Raw genomic sequence first — 21,248 nt, forward strand, 5'->3', positions numbered from 1 at the left:
GATGCCTTGTCTAGGGTTGTGTCATGACGAACTTCGATCCTTCCGCGATGCTCTCCTTCGACCTGGAGACCACATCGGCGAACCCCACCGAGGCCCGCATCGTCACATCGGCGATGGTTCGCATCGAGGGAAGAAAGGTAGATTCCGTCGAGCTCCTCGCCGATCCGGGTGTGGAAATCCCCGCGGAAGCCTCTGAGGTGCACGGCATCACCACAGAATATGCACAGGAACACGGTCGCCCCCACGGGGAGGTCCTCGCGGAAACAGTCGAACGCATCAGGAGGGGTTGGTCCGAGGGACTAACCCTGATCGTCTTCAACGCAGCCTACGATCTGACCGTTCTACGCAGTCTCACCGGTGATTTCACCGTCACCGGACCCGTGTACGACCCATATGTGATCGACCGTGCGAAGGATCCGTACCGAAAGGGGCGCCGTACACTCGGATCCATGTGTGAGCACTACAAGGTCCGACTCGACAATGCCCACGAGGCGACGTCCGATGCACTGGCCGCCGCACGCATCGCCTGGATGCAGGTACGGAAGTGGCCGGAACTGGGCACAATGGACACTGATGAGCTCATGGAGAACCAGGCAGTGTGGCACCACAATTCACAGACCAGCCTGAAACGCTACTTCGAAGGGCGTGGGCGCGACGCCTCCGACATCACCACTTCATGGCCCATGCGCGGCTGAGCCAGAACCCCGGTATACCGCGATAGATCGGGTCCTCCGAAGCGTGTACGGCGTTGAAGTGCCCACACCACGATCACCCCGAGTCGAGCAGACCGGCCCGTACGGGCCACCATCTATCGGATCCCACACCGCTTTTGCCCCCATGTCCTGCCCTTTCCCGGGACCACCCATCATAAAATATGCTTCATGTTTGAAGCATATTTTATGATGGCCAACACATTTGACGGGTTGGAAGCACCCTTCCTGAATGTCAGGATCCTTTCTGAGCGCGATTCACATCTCACTGACCATCCGCTGACAGGATCCGAACGACAGGACTATTCACCATGACCCAGATCATCAGTGAAACCCGCGGTACCAATCCATCCATCCCTCACTTGACCCAGAGGGAAGTCGAGGTCATGCGCGCCTGGTTCATATCACCCTCGAAAGGAGCCGCCGCCGACAGCCTGCGCATCTGCGAGGACACGGTTCGCAGTCACACCACGAATGTCAGGAACAAGTACCACGCCGTCGGCCGGGATGCCTCCAAAAAAGCCGCGATGATGGCACGGATGATCGAAGACGGATACCTGAGTAACCCGATCTAGAGGTCTCCAGCATCCCTCAATAGCATCCCCGCCACGATCCGGGCCGCAGCAAGTGCACGCGCTGCAACTGGGGCGGATACCCCGGACAGCCCGCTCTGAGGATGAACATCCACCATCGACGTGAGCAGATGCCGTTCCAAACCGAGCTCGTCCCAGAGCCGCGCCACCCGTACCGCCGTATTCCTGGACCATTCCTCCAGATTCGCTTTTCCGGGAATCGCGGAGGATTCTGCGGGGATGACACCGAATCCGACCCGGACCCCGTCAGACACCGCAGCACCCAGGCCATCCATATGCACAGCACCCACCACATGGGTCGGATCAATGAGAATTGTTCCCGCACCGGAGGACACCGCAACCTCCCAGAGGGGCACCTGCGCGGTGAGATTGAGCAGAACCGCGGATCTCGGTACCCCGGAATCACTCAAACTATCGACGATCGTCGACAGGCGTTCCGCAGCCTCGACCCGGGGAACCGCCCGAATCATGTCATAGTCCGATGTGCCCCGTAGTCGTCCCCCGCACACCACACCGAGAAGAGGCTCGTCGATCTGCACCGCAACCTCGACGCCGAACCTTCGACGTACCTCCGCCACATGAGCCAGCGTTCCGTGGATCAACGCACCACTCAGATCCCGCAACGCCCCCGGATCAGTCAGCGCCCTGTGTCCATTAGGTAATTCCACCGCGGCGGCAAGGGTCCAGGGGCCCGTGACCTGGATCTTCAGTACGTTGAGCGATGATCCCCACACCTCTCCGCAGGCGTCAAGATCGGCTTCGAACCCGTCAACAGCACGCCGGGTAAGCAACTGGGGACGCGGGCACAACCGCCAACCACGGGGACCCGGTTCTACATTCAGCCCCTCGAGGAGAGCAGCATTCCGACCGATCTGATCGAACCCGACTCCCCGTGCCGGTAACTCGGGAAACGCGGGGAACTCCCCGGTCTCCCCCACCACGATCTCGGCCGCCACGGCGACATTCTCGCCCGGCATCGGCCCGAGACCGAACCCCCTTGTCTCGCCCGTCATCCGATCGACTCCGTCCGACAGATAGTGCCGGAACCTATGACAATGTCCCCGTCAGTATCCGGAAGATAGAGAACAGCAGCCTGACCTCGGGCAACACCAGATAGCGGTGCGCGGAGCGTAAGTTCCATGCGGTCCTGTTCAACGTCGACACGCGCCCGGCACGCAACAACACCACCATGCGCCCGTACCTGAACATCACAGTCGAACTCCCCAGACATCCCGGGATGCAGAACCTTCAACCTGTCAGCATGAATCACCGAAACAGCAAGCTTCTCCCGAGGTCCCACGGTGACAGTGCCGGTGGCGGCATCAATATCGGTCACATACCTCGGGCGACCATCCGCCGCTGGCACCCCTAACCGCAGCCCCTTGCGCTGACCGATAGTGAACGCGTGAACCCCCTCGTGATCCCGGAGCTCCCGCCCGGATTCATCCACGACCAACCCCGGCCGCAACCCTATGTGCCGACCGAGAAAAGCCTGGGTATCCCCATCGGGAATGAAACAAATGTCATAAGAATCAGGTTTCTTCGCCACCGCGAAGCCCATCTCGGCGGCCTCCATCCGGATCTCCGGCTTCACGGTATCCCCGACCGGGAACATGCAGCGACTGATCTCCTCAGCTCCGAGCACACCGAGTACATAGGACTGATCCTTCTGCGGATCAACCGCCCTGCGCAGATATCCGTCGCCGCCATCACACGGTTGCGTCAAGCGGGCGTAATGACCCGTGGCCACTGCATCAAATCCGAGGGCGACACCGCGCTCGAGCAACGCCGTAAACTTGATCTTCTCATTGCACCGCAGGCACGGATTCGGGGTCTCACCGTGAGCATAGGAATCAATGAAGTCATCGATCACCTCAGCACGGAAACGCTCGGAAAAGTCCCAGACATAGAAGGGTATCCCGAGGGCGTCACAGACCCGGCGCGCATCTGCGGAATCCTCTAAGGAACAACACCCGCGTGCCGATTCCCTGACCGTCTGCGGATCCCGCGACAACGCGAGATGAACTCCTGTGACCTCATGCCCGGCAGCCTTCGCCCGTGCTGCGGCGACAGCGGAATCGACACCGCCACTCATCGCCGCGAGTACCCGCATGTGACCATCCCTCCAGTCCATTCATCAATCTTCCTGAACCCGCCAACAGCCATCGCTTACGCGACTGACGGGAATCCTGCCCCAGGGTAGCGGGCAGCGACCGCGTCAGGCCAACCCACCGGAGATCACCGTGTACAGGGCCGTCCTACCTCGCCCCGGGGTACCACAGCCAACAGGCTCTTCCCCACCGGGAGAACCACGTTCCCCAGATTCTCTGCGCATCCTCCCCCGGTCAGATCAAGAGCGATGACCGATGCTGTCCCACCCGATGCGTCCTGCACCCAGACGATCCCCGTCGGGCCCACCGTTCCGCTGCCCCCGACGGTGGCACCCGAAATCCCGGAAATCCCGGATCGGATGCTGTGGAACTCAGGTTCCGGGGTGAAGACGTAACTCTCGATACGTCCATCCCCACCGATGCGGTGGAACGAGCCATCCGGGGCCGTCCCCTCTCCGACCACGGTATCGGCCCACTTCTCCATCGACCGGAACGTATCGACCCGATCCCTGGAGATCTGCCCGTTTCTGACTGTCACTCCAACGCCATCCCCGGAAATCCAGCTCACGGTATCCCCGCACCCCGCGTACCCCCATACAGGAGCAGGACCGGAAGGAAGGAGATCAACCCTTGGAGCGGAATCGGCCGTGACCGTGATGCGGAAAACCGCGACTTCTTTACCCAGTTCTCCCCCATCGAAACTATCTGCCGGCGACCTCGCCTCCAGCCACGAAACGCGTCCATCAGAGCACCGGGTCAGCCCCACCGGCACCGAAGTGGAAGTCGCCGAGAAGGTCTGCCCGTCCACGTCGATGTCGATGATGAGATGACGGTCCGGATACTCGGCGTCACCGACCGCATAGGCGAACACTGCCCCACGATCATCCGGCGACGTGACGGATTCCGTGATGTATCCGGTGATGTCACCAGCAACGTGCATGATCTCCCGAAGGTCTCCACCGTAAACCGTCACGCCCGAGGATTCGGCAACCGCCACGGCACCGTCGGTGAGCTGGAGGATGGCCGGTTGGATCGACTGTGGTGCCGACGCGAAGGTAGCGACACTCCCGTCACCTCCGACCGTCCCGACTTCCGTCGAAAGGTCGTTGCCGATTACCACGATCAACCGTTCATCCGACAAGTCACCGGAAACTACCGGCGCTTCATCTGCGGAAAACGTGTTGGTCGGGACCCCGGAATCCGACAAGTGATCGACGCCGAGGCCCATGTGGCCGCCGGAACACGACACCGAGAAGATCAACGCTGCTGCCACAAGTAGCCGAGACAACATCGATGACATTTCCTGGAAAGACATCTATCGCCCCTCCGTTCATCGGGTACACCAGCCGAGACCATGCTAGTGGGAAATCCACTCCTTCACAGGCGATGCGGTTTTCTCCCGACCCACACAACAGCCCCGCTGGCGCCGGACTCCTGGTTCAACTGAACTACGCCATACCCGCGAGCCGGGCCCGGGCCACGACATCGGAGACGACGTCGAGAACTCGTTCGACATCGCGCTCCGTACTCGTGTACCCCAGAGTGAAGCGAACCGCTCCCCGGGCGTCATGCTCACTGACACCCATGGCGAGGAGCACATCGCTGGCTCTGTTTACACCGGCTGAACACGCGGACCCCGTCGAGCATGCGACACCCACGCTGTCGAACAGCATGATAAGGCTGTCCCCCTCAGCTCCAGGGAACGAGAGGTGGAGATGCCCCGGTAATCTAGATGCCTCGGCACCATGCACAAGCACATCATCGACCTTCTCCAGGATTCCCGTCTGCAGCATGTCCCGGAGATCGGTGATCCGGGCGTTCGTATCTGCCGTCTCTGAAACAGCTTCGGTGAGCGCTGCTGCTGTGGCGACGGCACCGGCGACGTTCGCGGTACCCGGCCGGATACCGCGTTCCTGGCCTCCACCGAAAAGAACGGGCGTCGGAGCCGGCGAACGCCGTGCGATGAGAATCCCGACGCCCCTGGGACCACCGAACTTGTGCGCCCCGGCTGCGAGTGTCGTCGCCCCGAGGGCAGCGAAGTCAACCGGGAGGTGTCCCACAACCTGAGTGGCGTCGACGTGCACGGGTGTACCTACACCGGTGGCCCGTGCACAGATTTCCGCCACCGGTTGAATCACACCCGTTTCATTGTTCGCCCACATGCACGTAACCAACGACGCCGACTCCTCGATCCGGGCGTCGACGGTGACCACTCCGTCCCACCCGACGGGGAGATAGTCGATGTCCGCGCCGTGTGCACCGAGCGCTCGAACAGTCTCCGTGACGGCCGGATGCTCAATCGGACTGGAGATGATCCGTCCCTGTCCACCTGTCCGCCACAACCCTTGCACGGCAATGTTGCAGCTCTCGGTGCCGGAACCCGTGAAGATGACCTCGATCGGTTCGCAGCCGAGGACCCGGGCAATCTGTTCGCGGGCTTCCTCCAGTGCAGCGCGGGCTAGCCTTCCCGAAGCATATTGGCCACCGGGATTGAGCAGACGCACGGTGTCCACCCACGCATCGACGGCGCAGTCCCGGATCGGAGCTGTCGCCGCGTGGTCAAGGTAGTGCAACGATTCCGGCACGGCCTAGACCTGCTTACGTCGGGCGATCTCCTCGGTGAGCGCCGGGACGACGGAGAAGAGATCACCGACGACACCGAGATCGGCGATCTCGAACAGAGGTGCATCCTCGTCATTGTTGACCACGATGATGGTCTTCGATGTCTGCATACCCGCCTTGTGCTGGAGTGCACCCGAGACACCCAGGCCAATGTAGAGATCGGGAGCGACAGAGACTCCGGTCTGGCCGATCTGGTACTGACCTCCGTACCAGTCGTGGTCGATGGCATCGCGGGTGGCACCGACGGCACCACCCAGCGCATCCGCCAACGGCTCAACTATGTCGGAGAAGCCCTCGGCGGAACCCACGCCTCTACCACCAGCAACAACGACCTTGGCCTGTGCGAGGGTCGGACGGTCTCCGCGCTCGGCCGGCGTGAAACCGGTGACACGAACATCCTTCTCCGTTGCACCGGGTAGCTCGAGAGCCACCAACTCACCTCCACCGGGACGTGGTTCTGCCTCAATGGCACCGGCCCGCACCGCGTAGACGGGCGATTCCCCGCCCACAGCAGAGGTAACGGAAACCGTATCCCCAAAAATGGACTGGTGGGCGGTGCGGTCAGCATTCACTCCCACCACATCACACAGCACACCCGCGCCAAGTCGAACCGCAAGTCTGGCGGCCACCTCGTCCCCAGCCGGTGACGAAGCGACGAGAACCGGGGCGGGGTTCGATGACGCGAGAATGGACAATGCGTCGACGGCTGGAAGGACGAGACGGGTACTGACCCCCTCAGCCTCAGCAGCGACAATCTGGTCAGCACCTGCCGCGGTAAGGGCACCAGCCAGCGGAGCCGCTGTTCCGGGATTGCCGACGACGACGGCGCTGACGGCACCGAAGACACGGGCCGCGGTGATGAGTTCTACGGTGACTTCGTCAAGTTCACCAGAGGTGTGCTCGACCAATACGTATGCGTGGGACATGACGGGTTCTACTCCTGATGTTGCGGGTCTCTGCGGGGCGGGGTACGCGACTAGATGAGGTTGCGGGACTCGAGGAAGTCAGCGATGGCGACTGCAGCCTGACCGTTATCCCGGATGATCTCGCCCTGGGCGCGCTCGGGACGTTCGGTAGCGGTGATGACTGCCGTGGCGGCGTGGCTACCGCCCACCTGTTCAACGGTCGCTGCGGTTTCCGCGAGGGAGATCCGGGTGATCTGTGCCTTCTTGGCAGCCATGATGCCCTTGAAATTGGGGAATCGGGGACGGTCCGCCTGGTCAGTGACGGAGATGATCGCGGGTAACGTCGCCGCAAGCTCGAACTCTCCACGCGGAGTTTCCCGGATTCCGGTGATCGTTCCGTCCGAGGCGTTGACGGTCACGGAACGAAGGTGCGTTAGCGCAGGGATGGATCGGTACTCGGAGAGGATGCCCGCCATACCACCCATGAGTCCGTCAGAGGAACGGTTACCAGTGACGATGAGCGTCAGGTCATCCAACCCCAACGCACTCAGTGCGGCGTCAATGCCGCAGGTGAGGGACCATGCGGTTCCGGGGAGATCTGATCCGGCGATACCTTCATCGGTGAATAGAACCGCGTCATCCACCCCCATGGCGAGCGCCTTACGCAGCGCTTCCTCCGCACGCACCGTACCTGCGGTGAGGGCAACGACTCGCCAACCTGCGGCCGCATCTGATTCCCGAATCTTCAGTGCCTGTTCGACGGCGTATTCGTTAATCTCGTCGATGACCTCATCGACGTTGTCACGGTCGAGGGTGAAGTCCTCCGAGAGCTTCTTCTGCGACCAGGTGTCGGGGACGTGTTTGACCAGTACCACAATCGTGGGCATGCGCTGTGGGCCTTCCTTGGTTGTCAATTGTGACGGACTTCGTGGTCAGCCTCGCGTCCACGCTCCGCGTGTGGAGGGGGCGTCATGGCTTCCAGACTGGCCGCCAGTCTAGCCGTCTCTCTCTGTGCCGTCGCCACCGACCGAATGCTGTGTCAGTTCCGGTCAATCCCGGTGGTCCGCTGCCCGCAAACGAGGGCAACACCCGAAGATCCGATCCGGGTTATCACGACCGTCATGGGCCGATCACCCGTCAGTTTGAGACTGCGACGGAGTTTGTCCGGGTCGATGTCCACACCCCGAACGAGAATTTCCAGAGTTCCACACCCATGGTCCCGGAGCGCCGTCCTGAGCCGCTTCAGTGGTACCTGCTCGATGAATGGAAATCCGGTTTTCCCCACCGGGACACGGTCCCCGGTGAGATGGGCGATCCGGTCATCGAGCATCCAGAGGTTCTCACGGACCGCATAGTGCCGGACGAGTCCGGCACGGACAATCGCACCATCGGGATCAATGATGTACTGACCCGGGGGCCCGGCAATACTCGCGTCACCGCCGTCCGGATAAAGGTCCGTGATGCGGTCGACAACGGTGTCTCCCGCATCCGAGGTGGAGAGCACCACGGCCTCGCGCATTTCCCCGTTACCCAGCGACGGCGAGTAGAGGCACGCCTCCTTGACCCCGCCGTCGACGCTGACGAGGCTCACCAGCCCATTCCAGTCACTGAAGTCGAGTCCGGGCGCACACTTCACCGCAACGGGTATTCCCGCACACGCGTCAAGGAGATTCGGCAACGGTGGAAGCAACTGCTTCGGATTCGTGATTCTTCTACCTCCGGCCCGGCGCGCGGGGTCGGCAATGATCGCATCGACACCCCCGGATCGCAGAGGCGGAGCGAGAGCGTCCGCGACAGCGACCGCGGAGGCCGTGTTCACCGCCGCCATCCGGACCCGGACAGGGTCGATATCGGATCCGGTCGCCGCGAGACCAGCGGCGGTGAGCGCGGGGAGTTCCGTGCCGATCGAACAGGTTACATCGTGAATCCGCGCCCCCTGACCGAGTCTCTCAGCGAGTCGCTTTGAACGAACCGCGGCGACCTGTGGTGCGGTGGCCTGTTGTGCGGAATCATGGCAGACGAGCCAGTTGGACGGGAGCTTACCGACGGCTGTACGTCGTGCGGTGGCCAGTTCAGTGACGGCCCGTGCGTGTTCCCCGAATCTCCTGCGAAGCATCTGCGTATCAGAGATGAGACTCTTTCGGGTGAGTTGTAGGTCGACGGTGGCCTCGGTGATCTCCGTGTCGTGCGCCCGAAGGAAATCCACCTCATCCCGCGTGTAGGACATCTATTTCCGGTGGCTTCCGCGACCTGCACGGGGTGCCCGACGTGCGAAGAAACGGCCGTCGATCCGGTCGAGCTGAATCGGCTGATGAAACGCGCGGGTGAGGTTCTCTCCCGTGAGTACGTCATCGATGAGACCTTGCGCGACCACCGTGCCCTCATCAAGGAGCATGGCATGCGTGAATCCGGCGGGAATTTCCTCCACATGGTGGGTGATCATCACAATCGCCGGCGCATCGGGATCGAGCGCCAGTCTCCCCAGGTATCCCACGAGATCCTCCCGGCCACCGAGATCCAGTCCCGCGCCAGGCTCGTCAAGGAGCAGAAGCTCAGGATTCGTCATCAGTGCACGGGCGATGAGGACACGTTTGCGTTCTCCCTCCGAGAGGGTTCCCCAGGTACGCCCCTGCAGATGATAGGCCCCCACCTGTTCGAGGATCTCGCGGGCTTGGTCGATATCGCGCTCATCATATTCCTCACGCCACCGACCGAGGATGGCGTAGCCTGCAGAGACGACGAGATCCGCGACTTCCTCGGTCACCGGAATACGGTTACCCAGCGAGGCAGAGGATACTCCGATCATCGCGCGAAGGTCCCTCATGTCGGTACGCCCGATGCGTTCCCCCATGATGAACGCGGTACCGGAGGAAGGGTACTCCTCCGCAGCAGCCATCCGGATGAGCGTCGTCTTGCCTGCACCATTCGGCCCGATGATCACCCACCGTTCATCAAGTTCCACCTGCCAATCGATGTGCCCGACGAGGTCCGCCCCGTCACGGACAAAGGACACGTCACGAAAATCGATGAGCAGGTCAGGATCAGTTTCGGTTTCATACCCAGTCACATCTCCATCATGTCCCAACAACGCGCCCGATAGTAACTGCCACGGCGGTGGGGAATGAGAATTCGTCAGGGTTCTCCGGGCGAGACGGTCCCTTCCTGCTCCTCCGGGAAGTGACATATTGCACAACCAGCTCCGGCACACCGGACGGCAGCGGCTGATACACCCCAGCAACCGACAGAGGATGCCATCTGGTCTCGCGTGTTTCCTGCACATTCGGTACCCGGATGCCCGGTGGCATTCTGGAGTGTGTCCGATCCGTGAAGCAAGACCCCCGTACGTAGCCAACTCCTCAACTAGACTCTGTGATGTACGGGCGCTCCCCGTCCCGGGGAACCGCCACCTACTATCCCGAACCGAATCAACCGGAATGCGAATGAGGAAACTGTGACGAATCGCCTTGGCCTTGATGATGTCCGCCCCGTGATCTCCGGAGGTCGCCACCCCACGAAGGCGGTGGTTGGAGAGGTGGTGCCGATTTCCGCCCTCGCGTGGCGCGAGGGGCACGATGCTCTTTCCGCCACACTCAACGTACGCGGCCCCGAAGCCTCCCCCAGTTTCCGGCGCACCGTCCGTGTCCCAATGCACACCAGTCCCCACGACGAGGACCAGGTCAATGCGCTGTTCATCCCGGATGCTCCGGGCATGTGGACCTTCCGCGTCGATGTCTGGTCAGATCCCATCGCGACCTGGAGGCATGCTGTCACCTCGAAGATCAATGCCGGGCAGACTCGAGCAGAACTGGCCAATGATCTGGAAAACGGGGCACGTCTCTTTCTCCGTGCTGCGGAGGGCGCCCCGAAGAAGCGCCGCCCTGAATTAACCGCCGTCGCGGAGAATCTTCGAAGGGATGAGCTCACTCCCGCTGAAGCCGTGGCACCTGCGTTCGAAAAAGAGGTCGTCTCTCTGCTTGACCAGCACCCGTTGCGGGAACTCCTCACCCGTGGGATCACCCGCAAGGTCAAGGTGGAACGCCGTAAGGCCCTGTTCAGCTCATGGTACGAGTTCTTCCCTCGTTCCACCGGTGGTCTCGACACCGACGGGCATCCCGTCCACGGAACTTTCGCTACCGCAACTGCCGAGCTTGATCGCGTGGCTGCGATGGGATTCGACACCGTTTACTTTCCACCGATTCACCCAATCGGCGAGATCAACCGCAAGGGTCGCAACAACACCCTCACTCCCACTCCGGAGGACGTCGGATCCCCGTGGGCAATCGGATCCACTGCCGGTGGCCACGATGCCGTACACCCCGCGTTGGGCACTATCGACGACTTCGACACACTGGTTTCACGCGCGGGAGAACTCGGCCTCGAGGTCGCACTCGATCTCGCGCTACAGTGCGCACCCGACCACCCGTGGGCGGCAGAACACCCCGAGTGGTTCACCGTGCTCCCTGACGGAACGATCGCCTACGCGGAAAACCCACCCAAGAAGTATCAGGACATCTATCCACTCAACTTCGACAATGATCCTGAGGGTCTCTACCGGGAGATCCTCCGGGTGGTGCTCTACTGGATCGACCACGGCATCACCACTTTCCGGGTGGATAACCCCCACACCAAACCCGCCAACTTCTGGGAGTGGCTGATATCCACCGTCCACGAGAAGCACCCCGAGGTGATCTTCCTCGCAGAAGCGTTCACCCGACGGCCTCGACTCTATGGTCTCGCCAAAGCGGGATTCAGCCAGTCCTACACCTACTTCACCTGGCAGACCACCAAGCACGAACTCACTGAGTTCGGACAGGAGATCTCCCGGATGGCGGACGTCTGCCGCCCGAATCTCTTCGTCAACACACCGGACATCCTGCACGCTTCACTCCAGTACGGTGGACGCGGCATGTTCGCCATCCGGGCGGTCCTAGCAGCGACGATGTCACCGTTGTGGGGTGTCTACTCCGGGTACGAACTCTACGAGCACCGTGCACTGAAACCGGGCAGCGAAGAGTACCTGGACAGCGAGAAATTCGAACTCCGGCCCCGGGACTACGTGGCAGCGGAACAGAGCGGGGATTCCCTGTCAGTGTTCATCAGTACCCTCAACCGGGTACGCCGGGAACACCCAGCTCTTCAGCAGCTACGTGTCCTCGACTTCCACGCCACGGACTCTGACCAGGTTCTCGCCTACTCGAAGGTCGATCCGGTCTCGGGTGACACCGTCATCATCGTGGTCAACCTCGATCCCTACAACGCGGTGGAGACGACTGTCCATCTCGACCTCGAGCGTCTCGGTATGGACTCAGGTGCAATGTTCGACGTTCATGATGAGGTCAGCGGTGCCGATTATCTCTGGGGCGAACATAACTACGTGCGACTCGAACCCTGGAACAACGTCGCGCACATCCTCATCCTGCCTACGGTGGCCCCGGAGCGCCGCGAGCAACTCGCCTGGCGCCGAATCGACCGATACCGGGCTTAGCGCACGGCCCGGGATTACAAGTCCACCACTGCGTCGGCTGTCCCGGGCATCGACACGCAGCTCCGCGACACTGTCAAAACACTAAGGACCCACCATGAACTCCCCGAACGTACCCGAACGACTCCTCATCGCCGACGGCGACTGGCATCTTATCTCGGCCTGCCGTCATCACGACCCCCACGCCGTCTACGGCTGGCATCACACCGATTCGGGCTCCGTGGTACGGACCCGACAGATCGGGGCCGAACGGGTTCAACTCCACGTCCAAGACCGTGACCCCGTCGACATGCAGCCCATCGGTGATGACATCTATGTCGCGGCGCTGCCCGACACCAACTCCGTAGCATACGAGCTGATCATCACCTGGCCAGGCGGAAACACCGTGACCCGTGCCGACGGCTACTGCTTCCTCCCGACACTCGGAGAAACCGATATCCACCTCATCAACGAGGGCAGGCACGAACGCCTCTGGGAGGTCCTCGGTGCACGCGTCCGCCGCTACGACACCGTCCTCGGCACGGTCATCGGTACGTCCTTCGCCGTGTGGGCACCCAACGCTGCGGGTGTCGCGGTCATCGGTGACTTCAACGGCTGGAACCCCTCCCAGACCCCCATGCGGGCACTCGGTTCCTCCGGTGTCTGGGAGGTATTCGTCCCCGGGGTGAGCGCTGGCGAAGTGTACAAGTTTGCGATCCACACCCATGACGGGACCCGTCTCGATAAAGCCGACCCCATGGCCCGCCTGACAGAGGCACCCCCCGCCACCGGATCCATCGTCGCCGAATCCGACTACCGGTGGCACGATGCCGAATGGCTGGACCACCGGGACACTGTCGACTGGAACGCCGCCCCCGTCAGCATCTACGAGGTACACCTCGGCTCCTGGAAGTACGGGCTCGGATACACGGAGCTCGCTGATGAACTGGTCAACTACGTCGCCGACATGGGCTACACCCACGTCGAGTTCATGCCGGTCGCCGAACATCCCTTCGGTGGATCCTGGGGCTACCAAGTCACCGGGTACTACGCTCCCTCCTCCAGATGGGGTACAGCGGATGAGTTCCGCGCCCTGGTCGACGCCTTCCACGCCCGCGGCATCGGGGTGCTCGTCGACTGGGTCCCCGCCCACTTCCCCAAAGATGAATGGGCACTCGCCCGCTTCGACGGCCAGCCGCTCTACGAGCACCCCGACTGGCGTCGGGGCGAACAGCTCGACTGGGGCACCTACGTCTTTGACTTCGGTCGCCCCGAGGTCCGCAACTTCCTCGTCGCCAACGCCCTCTACTGGCTGGAGGAGTTCCACATTGACGGCCTACGGGTCGATGCCGTCGCATCCATGCTCTATCTCGACTACTCCCGTAAAGAAGGCGAGTGGCTCCCCAACGTCCACGGCGGCCGCGAGCATCTCGAAGCAGTGCAGTTCCTCCAGGAGATGAACGCCACCGTGCACCAGCACCACCCGGGTGTGCTGACAATCGCCGAGGAATCCACCTCATGGCCCGGGGTCACCGCCCCCACCACCGAGGGCGGACTCGGATTCTCCATGAAGTGGAACATGGGGTGGATGAACGACACGCTGCGGTACTTCGGTGAGGATCCGGTCAACCGAAGCTGGCACCACAACGAGATCACCTTCTCCCTCGTCTACGCCTTCTCGGAGAAGTTCATCCTTCCGATCAGTCACGACGAGGTCGTCCACGGCAAGGGGTCCCTGTGGCAGCGCATGCCCGGTGATTCCTGGAACAAGGCCGCAGGCGCCCGCACCCTCCTCGCCTACATGTGGGCGCACCCGGGCAAGCAACTGCTCTTCCAGGGACTCGAATGGGCGCAGACCAGCGAATGGTCGGAGAGCCGCTCCCTCGACTGGGGAGATCTCTTCGGCTGGGAGGGCGAGTATCACACCGGCGTACGCGACCTCGTCCGGGACATGAACAACCGGTACTGTGAAGAACCCGCGCTCTACACACGCGATTTCACCGGAGACGGATTCGACTGGGTCAAGGCCGATGACGCTCAGAACAACATCCTTGCGTTCCTCCGCCACGGATCCAACGGGGAAAAGCTGCTCTGCGTAAGCAACCTCGGTGGAACCAGCCAGCTATCCTATACGTTCGGACTTCCAGTCGGGGGTGACTGGGAATTGGTGATCAACACAGACTCCGACAACTACGCCGGCGCCGGAAACGATCTCCCGACAGTAATCCACGCCGACGACTACGGGTGGGACGGCCAACCACACTCGGTACGTCTTCACGTACCCGCGATGTCAACCCAGTGGTACCGCCACCTCGGCTGACATACAGAAAATAGAGGTATGAACGGTGCCCCGGGCACATCCCCAGTGGAGGGGGCCCGGGGCACCGTGTCATCGTAAAATGAATACTCCGCTCAGAACAGAGCACTAGCCATTCGACCTCGAGCGGAGAGCACCCTGGGGTCATCCGCAGCGAAGAGCGCGAAAAGCTCCAACAACCTATCTTTCACCATGATTCGCCGGTCACCGTTACTACTGGAGAGAATGGCGATAAGTCGATCGAAAGCCGACTCCGGGTCACCTGCAGCCACCGCCGCATCCGCGGCCGCGAACGCTTTATCTAGGTCACCGGGATCCGCGTCGGCCTCCGCGATTGCATCGACTCCGGGAACCGCCTCGGATAGACGCTTCAACAGTCGGGCATTGTCGCGGGCGAGCTTCGCATCAGTGTTCGCCGGTTCCTTCGCCAGGATGTCGTCATAAACAGCGATGGCAGCGGCGAAATCTCCCTCTGCGAGGGCGTCTTCCGCGGAAGTGAAACGGGGATCGGTGGACCGTGCTTCTGCGGTGTTCTCCGGCCCCGCCTGCTCAGGGAGGCCCTGCAGTTTGCCGACGCAAGCCCCCACGACGGCCGCAGTCCACTCCTGTAGAGCAGACTGTGGCTGGCCTCCCTGAAAATCCGCCAACGGACGCCCACCGGCGAGGGCGACAACGGTCGGGAGCGCGCTGACTCCGAATATTTGCACGAGTTCGGGGACCGATCGAGCATCCACATAGCCAAACAACCAGTCATACGCAGCAGCAGCGGCAAGGTCCGTGAGGTCAATGCGCAACTGGCGGGATGATTCTACCTCGTCGGAGCCGAAGAGAAGAACGACCGGGACCTGCATCGACCGTTCCACAACCTCGGCCTCGATGTTCTCCCGGGTCACCACGAAAGAGGTAGGTAATGCCGTGGAACCAGTGCCACCCCGTGACTGCGCCTGAACACGGGCCTCCGCCCGTGCTTTGATCTCTCCCAGATCCACGGCCCCAGCGATAAAACGTTCTGGAGTGGTCATAGTCCGTTCTCCTTTTTCCTAGGCTTCAGCCAACCGCCGATTGACGGCATCGACTTTGGCGGTCAACTGCCCAGTGTAGCCTGGCCGGATGTCTGCCTTGAGCACCAGACCAACCCTCGGGGATACCGCGACGACAGCGTCAGTTGCGCGCTTGACGACGTCCATCACCTCGTCCCATTCACCCTCGATGAGGGTGAACATGGCATTGGTCTCATTGGGCAGACCCGATGCACGGACGACACGTACCGCTTCCGCGACAGCATCAGCCATCTCTGCTTTGCTTCCGGGTGTTTCCGTGGGAGCAACTGAAAATGCGACGATCATGTACTCAGGCTACCGAAGACCCCGCAGTTCCCCGCCGATCCCGAGAAAATAAGGCACTCACCGGGGTAAAATCACTGGATATGCGCCCTCCCATCGATATTCCCCACAGCTACGTCATCTGCCTCGACCACGTTGGCGTCGCCGTTCCCGACCTGGATGCGGCTGTCGAATTCTACCGAAATGCCTTCGGCTGGGTCCCCCTCCATCAAGAAACCAACGAGGAACAGGGGGTGATTGAGGCCATGGTAGGACCAGTCGACAATGCCGAAACTGCGGGCGTCATCCAACTCCTGGCTCCGTTGAATGAGAATTCGACCATCGCTTCATTCCTGGATCGGAGGGGACCTGGTCTCCAGCAGATGTGCCTGCGCACGAACAACATGGATGCATTGTGTGACCACCTCCGGGCAATCGGAGTGCGACTCCTCTACCCCGATCCTAAACATGGGACAGGTGGATCGAGAATCAATTTCGTGCATCCGAAAGACGCCGGTGGCGTCCTCCTCGAGCTGACTGAACCTCCCACCGACTAACGTCGCTCCCAGCAATGCCGATGCCAGTGGCGACGGTCATCGGCACCTCTCCCGAAATCTCTCGGCCAGGCCACAACATGGGCCACCCCCGGCGGAATATTCTGGTTGCATCCCGGGCACACGTAAAATTTCACTGCCCCGGCAGAACCTATGCGCCGGACAAGATGTGGCGCACCATCGGCGTAAGAGGGGCCAGGCATCTCCTGTGTCCCATAGTAGACAGCACCGTCGCGGGGCAGAGGACGTTGCACACGCTGGGTGGAATGGATAGCACGCCGCCCTGCCTTGGGGTGGTTTCTTCTCGGCATCAGAACAGTCGGAGTTCAGCGGACTCGGTTCCGCGGAGGGCCTGGTAGTCCAGGACCACACAGCGAATTCCCCGATCTTCAGCGAGGGTACGCGCCTGCGGTTTGATCTGTTGCGCCGCGAATATCCCACGCACCGGAGCCAGAAGTTCATCCCGATTGAGCAGCTCCAGATAACGGGTGAGCTGCTCGACACCATCGATCTCCCCGCGCCGTTTGATCTCGACTGCGACAGCCCCACCAGAGGAATCCCTACAGAGGATATCGACAGGCCCGATGGCTGTCGGATATTCACGGCGAACGAGTGTGTATCCGTCGCCCAACGTGGTGATTTGATCCGCGAGCAGTTCCTGAAGGTGCGCTTCGACGCCATCCTTGATCAGGCCTGGGTCTTGTCCTAATTCCCGGGTCACATCTGAGTGTATCTCCTCGATGGTGATCCGGAGCTGCTCCCCCTTCGAGTTCTCCACGATCCAGAGCATATCCGCGTGCCCCTCAGCATCTGAATCTCGCTCAACGGCTTCTTCTCTGAGGGTGCACGGCGGAGTCATCCAGTTCAACGGCTTGTACGCGCGGTCATCCGCGTGAACGGAGACAGATCCATCAGCTTTGACGAGAAGCAGCCTGTCCGCAGCCGGCAGATGGGCCTCCAAGCGGCCGATGTAGTCGACGGAACAACGGGCAATAACGAGTCGCATTCCTCGAATTCTAGCGTGCGAAACAGTATTCACGGACCCCGCCCATGGGGTCAGCGGTCGAGGGGCCTGTAACTCCGTTCCTGCCGAACGCTCGGTGCGGATTCGATCCACGAGGTCAGGGCAGTTTCGCCACGGCCGTCAAGAGCGAGTTCGTAATTTCGACCCGCCACCGACAGCTCGATTACCCGAACACCCTCCGGCATGAACGACAGCTCGGCTTCCGTGAGTTCACGCCGACCGGAAACCTCCACACCGGAGCGGGGAAAGAGAATATCCGAGCGCGGCGATACGGACCTGAGCTTGTAGTATTCAAGGGCATTTCCCGTGTAGCGAAGCGCACCGTGACGCCAACCATGGATACCGTTCGCGGGCATCTTACGGAGCAGGACACCCGACCCAGTCGCCCTGACTCGGAGGAACCGCCATCCTGCGAGCACGGCGACCACACACAGTGACGTGGACAACCCAAACCAGAAATACTCCACCAATCACTCCCTCGTCATCAAGGAACGGCGTCCTATTCCCAGGAATCCACGCCGCTGCGCTGATATCTGTAGTACCGCTTTTCAGTGATCCTACTCCTGACACGTCCGAACAACGAACCTGACGTTACGGGGGCCTTCACATAAGCAAAAGTACAGTTCGCCGGGGGTGATTTCATTGGCTCCAGAAGCCACGGCAACGAAGCAACTGGCATACCGCGCTGTATCGGGAGACGCGAACAGCGGGTGTACCCCACCAAGGTCTCTCAACCTGCTGTGGGATACACCCGCCGTTCAATTGCGAGGCGAGAACGTCGGCTACGGCTCCCGACTGCGACGAACAGCGCGCAGTCCGGCTTCAGCACGTGCCCGTGAGTCCTCGTCATCTTCGGTGAGGGCGATCTCCGCAGCAGCGGTATCAACCTCAGACGCCCATTCCGCGTAGTCCGCAAGGATGGTGACCTTCTCCTTGGACACGGAGATGAAACCACCCTGGACGGCGGCAACAAGTCGCTCACCGTCGACTGGACGGATGGTCACGACACCGTTCTCGATCAGCTGACCGAGCATCGGCTCATGACCGGCGAGCACGCCGATCTCACCCTCGGTGGTCTGGGCCGTGACGATCGTGGCATTGCCGGACCACAGTTTACGTTCCACGGCGACCAGTTCAGCGGCGATTTCAGCCATGAGACCCGCCCTTCTACTTTTCGTTCATCTTCTGGTATGCGGCCTCGACATCGTCCAGCCCGCCCAGACCGTTGAAGGCCTGCTCCGGGTAGTGGTCGAAGTCGCCGCGGCAGATCCGCTCGAAGGCCACGATAGTGTCCTCCAACGGCACGTAGGAACCGGGAATGCCGGTGAACTTCTCCGCAACGAAGAAGTTCTGGCCGAGGAACCGTTCCAGGCGACGAGCGCGCTGAACCGTGATCTTGTCCTCTTCGGACAGCTCGTCCATACCGAGGATGGCGATGATGTCCTGGAGTTCCTTGTTCTTCTGCAGGATGTTGATCACACGCTGAGCGACGTTGTAGTGACGCTCACCGACGATACCGGGCTCAAGAATCCGCGATGTGGAGGTCAGCGGGTTCACGGCCGGGTAGATACCCTTCGAGGCGATCGAGCGATCAAGCTCAGTGGTTGCATCAAGATGGGCGAAGGTCGTCGCCGGAGCCGGGTCGGTGTAGTCGTCCGCAGGGACGTAAACGGCCTGCAGAGACGTGATCGAGCGGCCCTTCGTCGAGGTGATGCGCTCCTGGAGCACACCCATCTCGTCCGCCAGCGTGGGCTGATAGCCCACAGCGGAGGGCATCCGACCCAGCAGAGTCGACACCTCGGAACCGGCCTGGGTGAAACGGAAGATGTTGTCGATGAACAGCAGCACGTCCTGGTGTTGGACGTCGCGGAAATACTCCGCCATCGTCAGCCCGGACAGCGCCACACGCATACGAACTCCCGGGGGTTCATCCATCTGGCCGAAGACGAGTGCGGTGTCCTGGAGAACCCCCATCTCCTCCATCTCGAGGAAGAGGTCGGTGCCCTCACGGGTACGTTCACCGACACCGGCGAACACGGAGGTACCGGAGAACTCACGGGCGATACGCGTGATCATCTCCTGGATGAGAACGGTCTTACCGACACCGGCGCCACCGAACAGGCCGATCTTTCCGCCCTTGACGTACGGGGTCAGGAGGTCGATGACCTTGATGCCCGTCTCGAGGATCTCGGTCTTGCCTTCGAGCTGGTCGAAGGGCGGTGGGTCGCGGTGGATGCCCCACTGCTCACCATCACGACCGAGGCCGGGCTCGTCGAGGCAGTCACCGAGAGCGTTGAATACATGGCCCTTGACGACGTCGCCGACTGGAACGGAGATCGGACGACCGAGGTCGGTAACTTCCTGGCCGCGGACGAGTCCATCAGTGGGGGCCATCGAAATGGTACGCAGCAGGTTATCACCCAGGTACTGGGCGACCTCGAGCGTAATGGTCTTGGCGACTGCCTCGAGCTTAATCTCGACAGTCAGTGCGTTGTAGAGGGCCGGAAGCTCGCCGCGCGGGAATTCCACGTCGACGACCGGACCAATGACGCGCACAACACGGCCGGCGGTGGACGCCTGCTGTGTGTTCTGCTCTTGGAGAGCTGTAGTCATAATCTAGTCACTTTCTCCGCTTTCGGCGAGCGCTCCCGCGCCACCGACGATCTCTGTGATTTCCTGGGTGATCTGTGCTTGACGAGCCTGGTTGGCCACACGGGAGAGGTCCTTGACCAGCTCGTTCGCATTGTCGGTCGCCGACTTCATGGCGGTGCGCCGGGATGCTGACTCACTGGCTGCAGCCTCGAGCAGCATCGCGTAGAGACCACGCGACACGTACTGCGGAAGCAGTGCGTCGAGTAGTTCCTCTGCGCTGGGCTCGAAATCGTAGTCCGCCTCGACCTCATTCGATGAGGAGGCGAGTATGTCTTCCCCGGTCTCGATGTGATCAAGCTCGATGATCGGCTCAATCGGGAGGAGTTGGTGTGCGCGAGCGTTCTGCGTGAGCATGGACTCGAACTCGGTGTACACGACGTGCAACTGATCGAATCCCTGGACAGCTTCGCCTTCGGGCGCAGATAGTCCTTCACGCCACTTCGCGGTACCTGCAGATCCTGCAACGAATCCATCGATCAGGTGCCTGCGCATTCCGTGCGTTTCCTTGTAACCCGGGTCCTGGGAGAACCCAGTCCAGGCACCAGCGATTTTCTCACTGCGGAAACGGTAGTAACTCAAACCCTTGTTACCGGAAACGTACAGAACCACTTCGTAGCCCTTGTCCTCAAGCATCCCACGCAGTTCCGCAGTCTTCTTGAAGACATTGTAGTTGTATCCGCCGCACATGCCACGGTCACTGGTCACCACGAGAATCGCGGCCCGACGTCCGTTCTCGCGTTCACGGAGCATCGCGTGATCGAGTTCAGTGGCGGATGCCAGGCGTTCGATCACATTGTGGATCTCTTCGGCGTACGGCATCGATGCCTGAACCCGCTGCTGGGCCTTCGTGATTCGCGAGGTGGCGATGAGCTCCTGCGCCTTGGTGATCTTCTTCGTCGAATTCACCGATTTGATACGGGAACGTAGTTCTCGAAGATTGGCCATGGTCTATCGCCTCCCTTCTTTTCCTTGGACGG

21 protein-coding genes are annotated in these 21,248 nt (G+C 61.4%); 5 read left to right on the forward strand and 16 right to left on the reverse strand.

Features of this window, described 5'->3' with window-relative positions; genetic code table 11:
* Positions 1–23 precede the first annotated feature (23 nt).
* Complete coding sequence (locus QWU44_RS07425; RefSeq protein WP_370915055.1) at positions 24–695, forward strand: 3'-5' exonuclease; 672 nt, start codon at positions 24–26, stop codon at positions 693–695.
* Positions 696–1,021: 326 nt separating this feature from the next.
* Positions 1,022–1,285, forward strand: a complete 264-nt coding sequence (locus tag QWU44_RS07430; protein ID WP_370915056.1) for a helix-turn-helix transcriptional regulator — start codon at positions 1,022–1,024, stop codon at positions 1,283–1,285.
* Here QWU44_RS07430 and QWU44_RS07435 read toward each other — a convergent pair.
* The 8 genes from QWU44_RS07435 to QWU44_RS07470 form a co-directional block, all read right to left on the reverse strand.
* Entirely contained in the window at positions 1,282–2,316 is a 1,035-nt protein-coding gene (locus QWU44_RS07435; protein ID WP_370915057.1) for a hypothetical protein, read from the reverse strand. The two genes, QWU44_RS07430 and QWU44_RS07435, sit on opposite strands and share 4 nt — an antisense overlap.
* Positions 2,313–3,416, reverse strand: a complete 1,104-nt coding sequence (gene mnmA, locus QWU44_RS07440; RefSeq protein ID WP_370915358.1) for a tRNA 2-thiouridine(34) synthase MnmA — start codon at positions 3,414–3,416, stop codon at positions 2,313–2,315. Before mnmA ends, QWU44_RS07435 begins: the two co-directional genes overlap by 4 nt.
* A 125-nt stretch (positions 3,417–3,541) precedes the next feature.
* Positions 3,542–4,729: a hypothetical protein gene (locus QWU44_RS07445; RefSeq protein ID WP_370915058.1), complete on the reverse strand. Its 1,188-nt coding sequence runs from the start codon at positions 4,727–4,729 to the stop codon at positions 3,542–3,544.
* A 133-nt stretch (positions 4,730–4,862) separates the two neighbouring features.
* Positions 4,863–5,999 carry a cysteine desulfurase family protein gene (locus tag QWU44_RS07450; RefSeq protein WP_370915059.1) on the reverse strand — a complete coding sequence of 379 codons (1,137 nt, stop codon included), beginning with the start codon at positions 5,997–5,999 and terminating at the stop codon, positions 4,863–4,865.
* Between the two features lie 3 nt (positions 6,000–6,002).
* Entirely contained in the window at positions 6,003–6,962 is a 960-nt protein-coding gene (locus QWU44_RS07455) for an electron transfer flavoprotein subunit alpha/FixB family protein (RefSeq protein ID WP_370915060.1), read from the reverse strand.
* A gap of 50 nt (positions 6,963–7,012) precedes the next feature.
* Positions 7,013–7,828, reverse strand: a complete 816-nt coding sequence (locus tag QWU44_RS07460) for an electron transfer flavoprotein subunit beta (protein WP_370915061.1) — start codon at positions 7,826–7,828, stop codon at positions 7,013–7,015.
* 152 nt (positions 7,829–7,980) lie between these two features.
* Positions 7,981–9,168 (reverse strand): SAM-dependent methyltransferase, encoded by a 1,188-nt coding sequence (locus QWU44_RS07465; protein ID WP_370915062.1) that lies wholly within the window; start codon positions 9,166–9,168, stop codon positions 7,981–7,983.
* Positions 9,169–10,008, reverse strand: coding sequence for an ABC transporter ATP-binding protein (locus QWU44_RS07470; protein WP_370915063.1), 840 nt, complete (start codon positions 10,006–10,008; stop codon positions 9,169–9,171).
* A 384-nt stretch (positions 10,009–10,392) separates the two neighbouring features.
* Between QWU44_RS07470 and QWU44_RS07475 the strand changes: the two genes are divergently transcribed.
* Both QWU44_RS07475 and glgB read left to right on the forward strand, forming a co-directional pair.
* Positions 10,393–12,426 (forward strand): maltotransferase domain-containing protein, encoded by a 2,034-nt coding sequence (locus QWU44_RS07475; protein WP_370915064.1) that lies wholly within the window; start codon positions 10,393–10,395, stop codon positions 12,424–12,426.
* Between the two features lie 94 nt (positions 12,427–12,520).
* Positions 12,521–14,722, forward strand: a complete 2,202-nt coding sequence (glgB, locus tag QWU44_RS07480) for a 1,4-alpha-glucan branching protein GlgB (protein WP_370915065.1) — start codon at positions 12,521–12,523, stop codon at positions 14,720–14,722.
* 92 nt (positions 14,723–14,814) lie between these two features.
* Here glgB and QWU44_RS07485 read toward each other — a convergent pair whose 3' ends face one another.
* The gene (locus tag QWU44_RS07485) at positions 14,815–15,741 is read right to left on the reverse strand and encodes a tetratricopeptide repeat protein (RefSeq protein WP_370915066.1); all 927 of its coding nucleotides are present in this window, start codon (positions 15,739–15,741) and stop codon (positions 14,815–14,817) included.
* A gap of 18 nt (positions 15,742–15,759) precedes the next feature.
* Complete coding sequence (locus QWU44_RS07490) at positions 15,760–16,065, reverse strand: MTH1187 family thiamine-binding protein (RefSeq protein WP_370915067.1); 306 nt, start codon at positions 16,063–16,065, stop codon at positions 15,760–15,762.
* 80 nt (positions 16,066–16,145) lie between these two features.
* On the opposite strand from QWU44_RS07490, the gene mce reads away from it, so the two are divergent.
* Complete coding sequence (mce, locus tag QWU44_RS07495) at positions 16,146–16,598, forward strand: methylmalonyl-CoA epimerase (RefSeq protein WP_370915068.1); 453 nt, start codon at positions 16,146–16,148, stop codon at positions 16,596–16,598.
* Here mce and QWU44_RS07500 read toward each other — a convergent pair.
* From QWU44_RS07500 to QWU44_RS07525, 6 genes are all read right to left on the reverse strand, one after another.
* A complete protein-coding gene (locus tag QWU44_RS07500) occupies positions 16,595–16,906 on the reverse strand; it encodes a hypothetical protein (RefSeq protein ID WP_370915069.1) in 312 nt (103 codons plus the stop codon). The two genes, mce and QWU44_RS07500, sit on opposite strands and share 4 nt — an antisense overlap.
* Positions 16,906–17,601 (reverse strand): endonuclease NucS, encoded by a 696-nt coding sequence (nucS, locus tag QWU44_RS07505; RefSeq protein ID WP_370915070.1) that lies wholly within the window; start codon positions 17,599–17,601, stop codon positions 16,906–16,908. The genes QWU44_RS07500 and nucS overlap by 1 nt, the downstream gene beginning before the upstream one ends.
* Positions 17,602–17,651: 50 nt before the next feature.
* Complete coding sequence (locus tag QWU44_RS07510; RefSeq protein WP_370915071.1) at positions 17,652–18,086, reverse strand: DUF2550 domain-containing protein; 435 nt, start codon at positions 18,084–18,086, stop codon at positions 17,652–17,654.
* 315 nt (positions 18,087–18,401) lie between these two features.
* The gene (locus tag QWU44_RS07515; RefSeq protein ID WP_370915072.1) at positions 18,402–18,773 is read right to left on the reverse strand and encodes a F0F1 ATP synthase subunit epsilon; all 372 of its coding nucleotides are present in this window, start codon (positions 18,771–18,773) and stop codon (positions 18,402–18,404) included.
* A gap of 13 nt (positions 18,774–18,786) precedes the next feature.
* Positions 18,787–20,232, reverse strand: a complete 1,446-nt coding sequence (gene atpD / locus QWU44_RS07520) for a F0F1 ATP synthase subunit beta (protein WP_198735648.1) — start codon at positions 20,230–20,232, stop codon at positions 18,787–18,789.
* Between the two features lie 3 nt (positions 20,233–20,235).
* The gene (locus QWU44_RS07525; RefSeq protein WP_370915073.1) at positions 20,236–21,216 is read right to left on the reverse strand and encodes a F0F1 ATP synthase subunit gamma; all 981 of its coding nucleotides are present in this window, start codon (positions 21,214–21,216) and stop codon (positions 20,236–20,238) included.
* Between the last annotated feature and the right edge of the window lie 32 nt (positions 21,217–21,248).

Origin of the sequence: Corynebacterium sp. CCM 9203 (genome assembly GCF_041357675.1) — a bacterium.
In the GTDB taxonomy this organism is placed as follows: Bacteria; Actinomycetota; Actinomycetes; order Mycobacteriales; family Mycobacteriaceae; genus Corynebacterium.

Coding starts and splice junctions, on each gene's coding strand:
- QWU44_RS07425 (WP_370915055.1), top strand. CDS start 24: ATGACGAACTTCGATCCTTCCGCGATGCTCTCCTTCGACCTGGAGACC.
- QWU44_RS07430 (WP_370915056.1), top strand. CDS start 1,022: ATGACCCAGATCATCAGTGAAACCCGCGGTACCAATCCATCCATCCCT.
- QWU44_RS07435 (WP_370915057.1), bottom strand. CDS start 2,316: ATGACGGGCGAGACAAGGGGGTTCGGTCTCGGGCCGATGCCGGGCGAG.
- mnmA (WP_370915358.1), bottom strand. CDS start 3,416: ATGCGGGTACTCGCGGCGATGAGTGGCGGTGTCGATTCCGCTGTCGCC.
- QWU44_RS07445 (WP_370915058.1), bottom strand. CDS start 4,729: ATGTCTTTCCAGGAAATGTCATCGATGTTGTCTCGGCTACTTGTGGCA.
- QWU44_RS07455 (WP_370915060.1), bottom strand. CDS start 6,962: ATGTCCCACGCATACGTATTGGTCGAGCACACCTCTGGTGAACTTGAC.
- QWU44_RS07460 (WP_370915061.1), bottom strand. CDS start 7,828: ATGCCCACGATTGTGGTACTGGTCAAACACGTCCCCGACACCTGGTCG.
- QWU44_RS07465 (WP_370915062.1), bottom strand. CDS start 9,168: ATGTCCTACACGCGGGATGAGGTGGATTTCCTTCGGGCGCACGACACG.
- glgB (WP_370915065.1), top strand. CDS start 12,521: ATGAACTCCCCGAACGTACCCGAACGACTCCTCATCGCCGACGGCGAC.
- QWU44_RS07485 (WP_370915066.1), bottom strand. CDS start 15,741: ATGACCACTCCAGAACGTTTTATCGCTGGGGCCGTGGATCTGGGAGAG.
- QWU44_RS07490 (WP_370915067.1), bottom strand. CDS start 16,065: ATGATCGTCGCATTTTCAGTTGCTCCCACGGAAACACCCGGAAGCAAA.
- mce (WP_370915068.1), top strand. CDS start 16,146: ATGCGCCCTCCCATCGATATTCCCCACAGCTACGTCATCTGCCTCGAC.
- QWU44_RS07500 (WP_370915069.1), bottom strand. CDS start 16,906: ATGCCGAGAAGAAACCACCCCAAGGCAGGGCGGCGTGCTATCCATTCC.
- nucS (WP_370915070.1), bottom strand. CDS start 17,601: ATGCGACTCGTTATTGCCCGTTGTTCCGTCGACTACATCGGCCGCTTG.
- QWU44_RS07515 (WP_370915072.1), bottom strand. CDS start 18,773: ATGGCTGAAATCGCCGCTGAACTGGTCGCCGTGGAACGTAAACTGTGG.
- atpD (WP_198735648.1), bottom strand. CDS start 20,232: ATGACTACAGCTCTCCAAGAGCAGAACACACAGCAGGCGTCCACCGCC.
- QWU44_RS07525 (WP_370915073.1), bottom strand. CDS start 21,216: ATGGCCAATCTTCGAGAACTACGTTCCCGTATCAAATCGGTGAATTCG.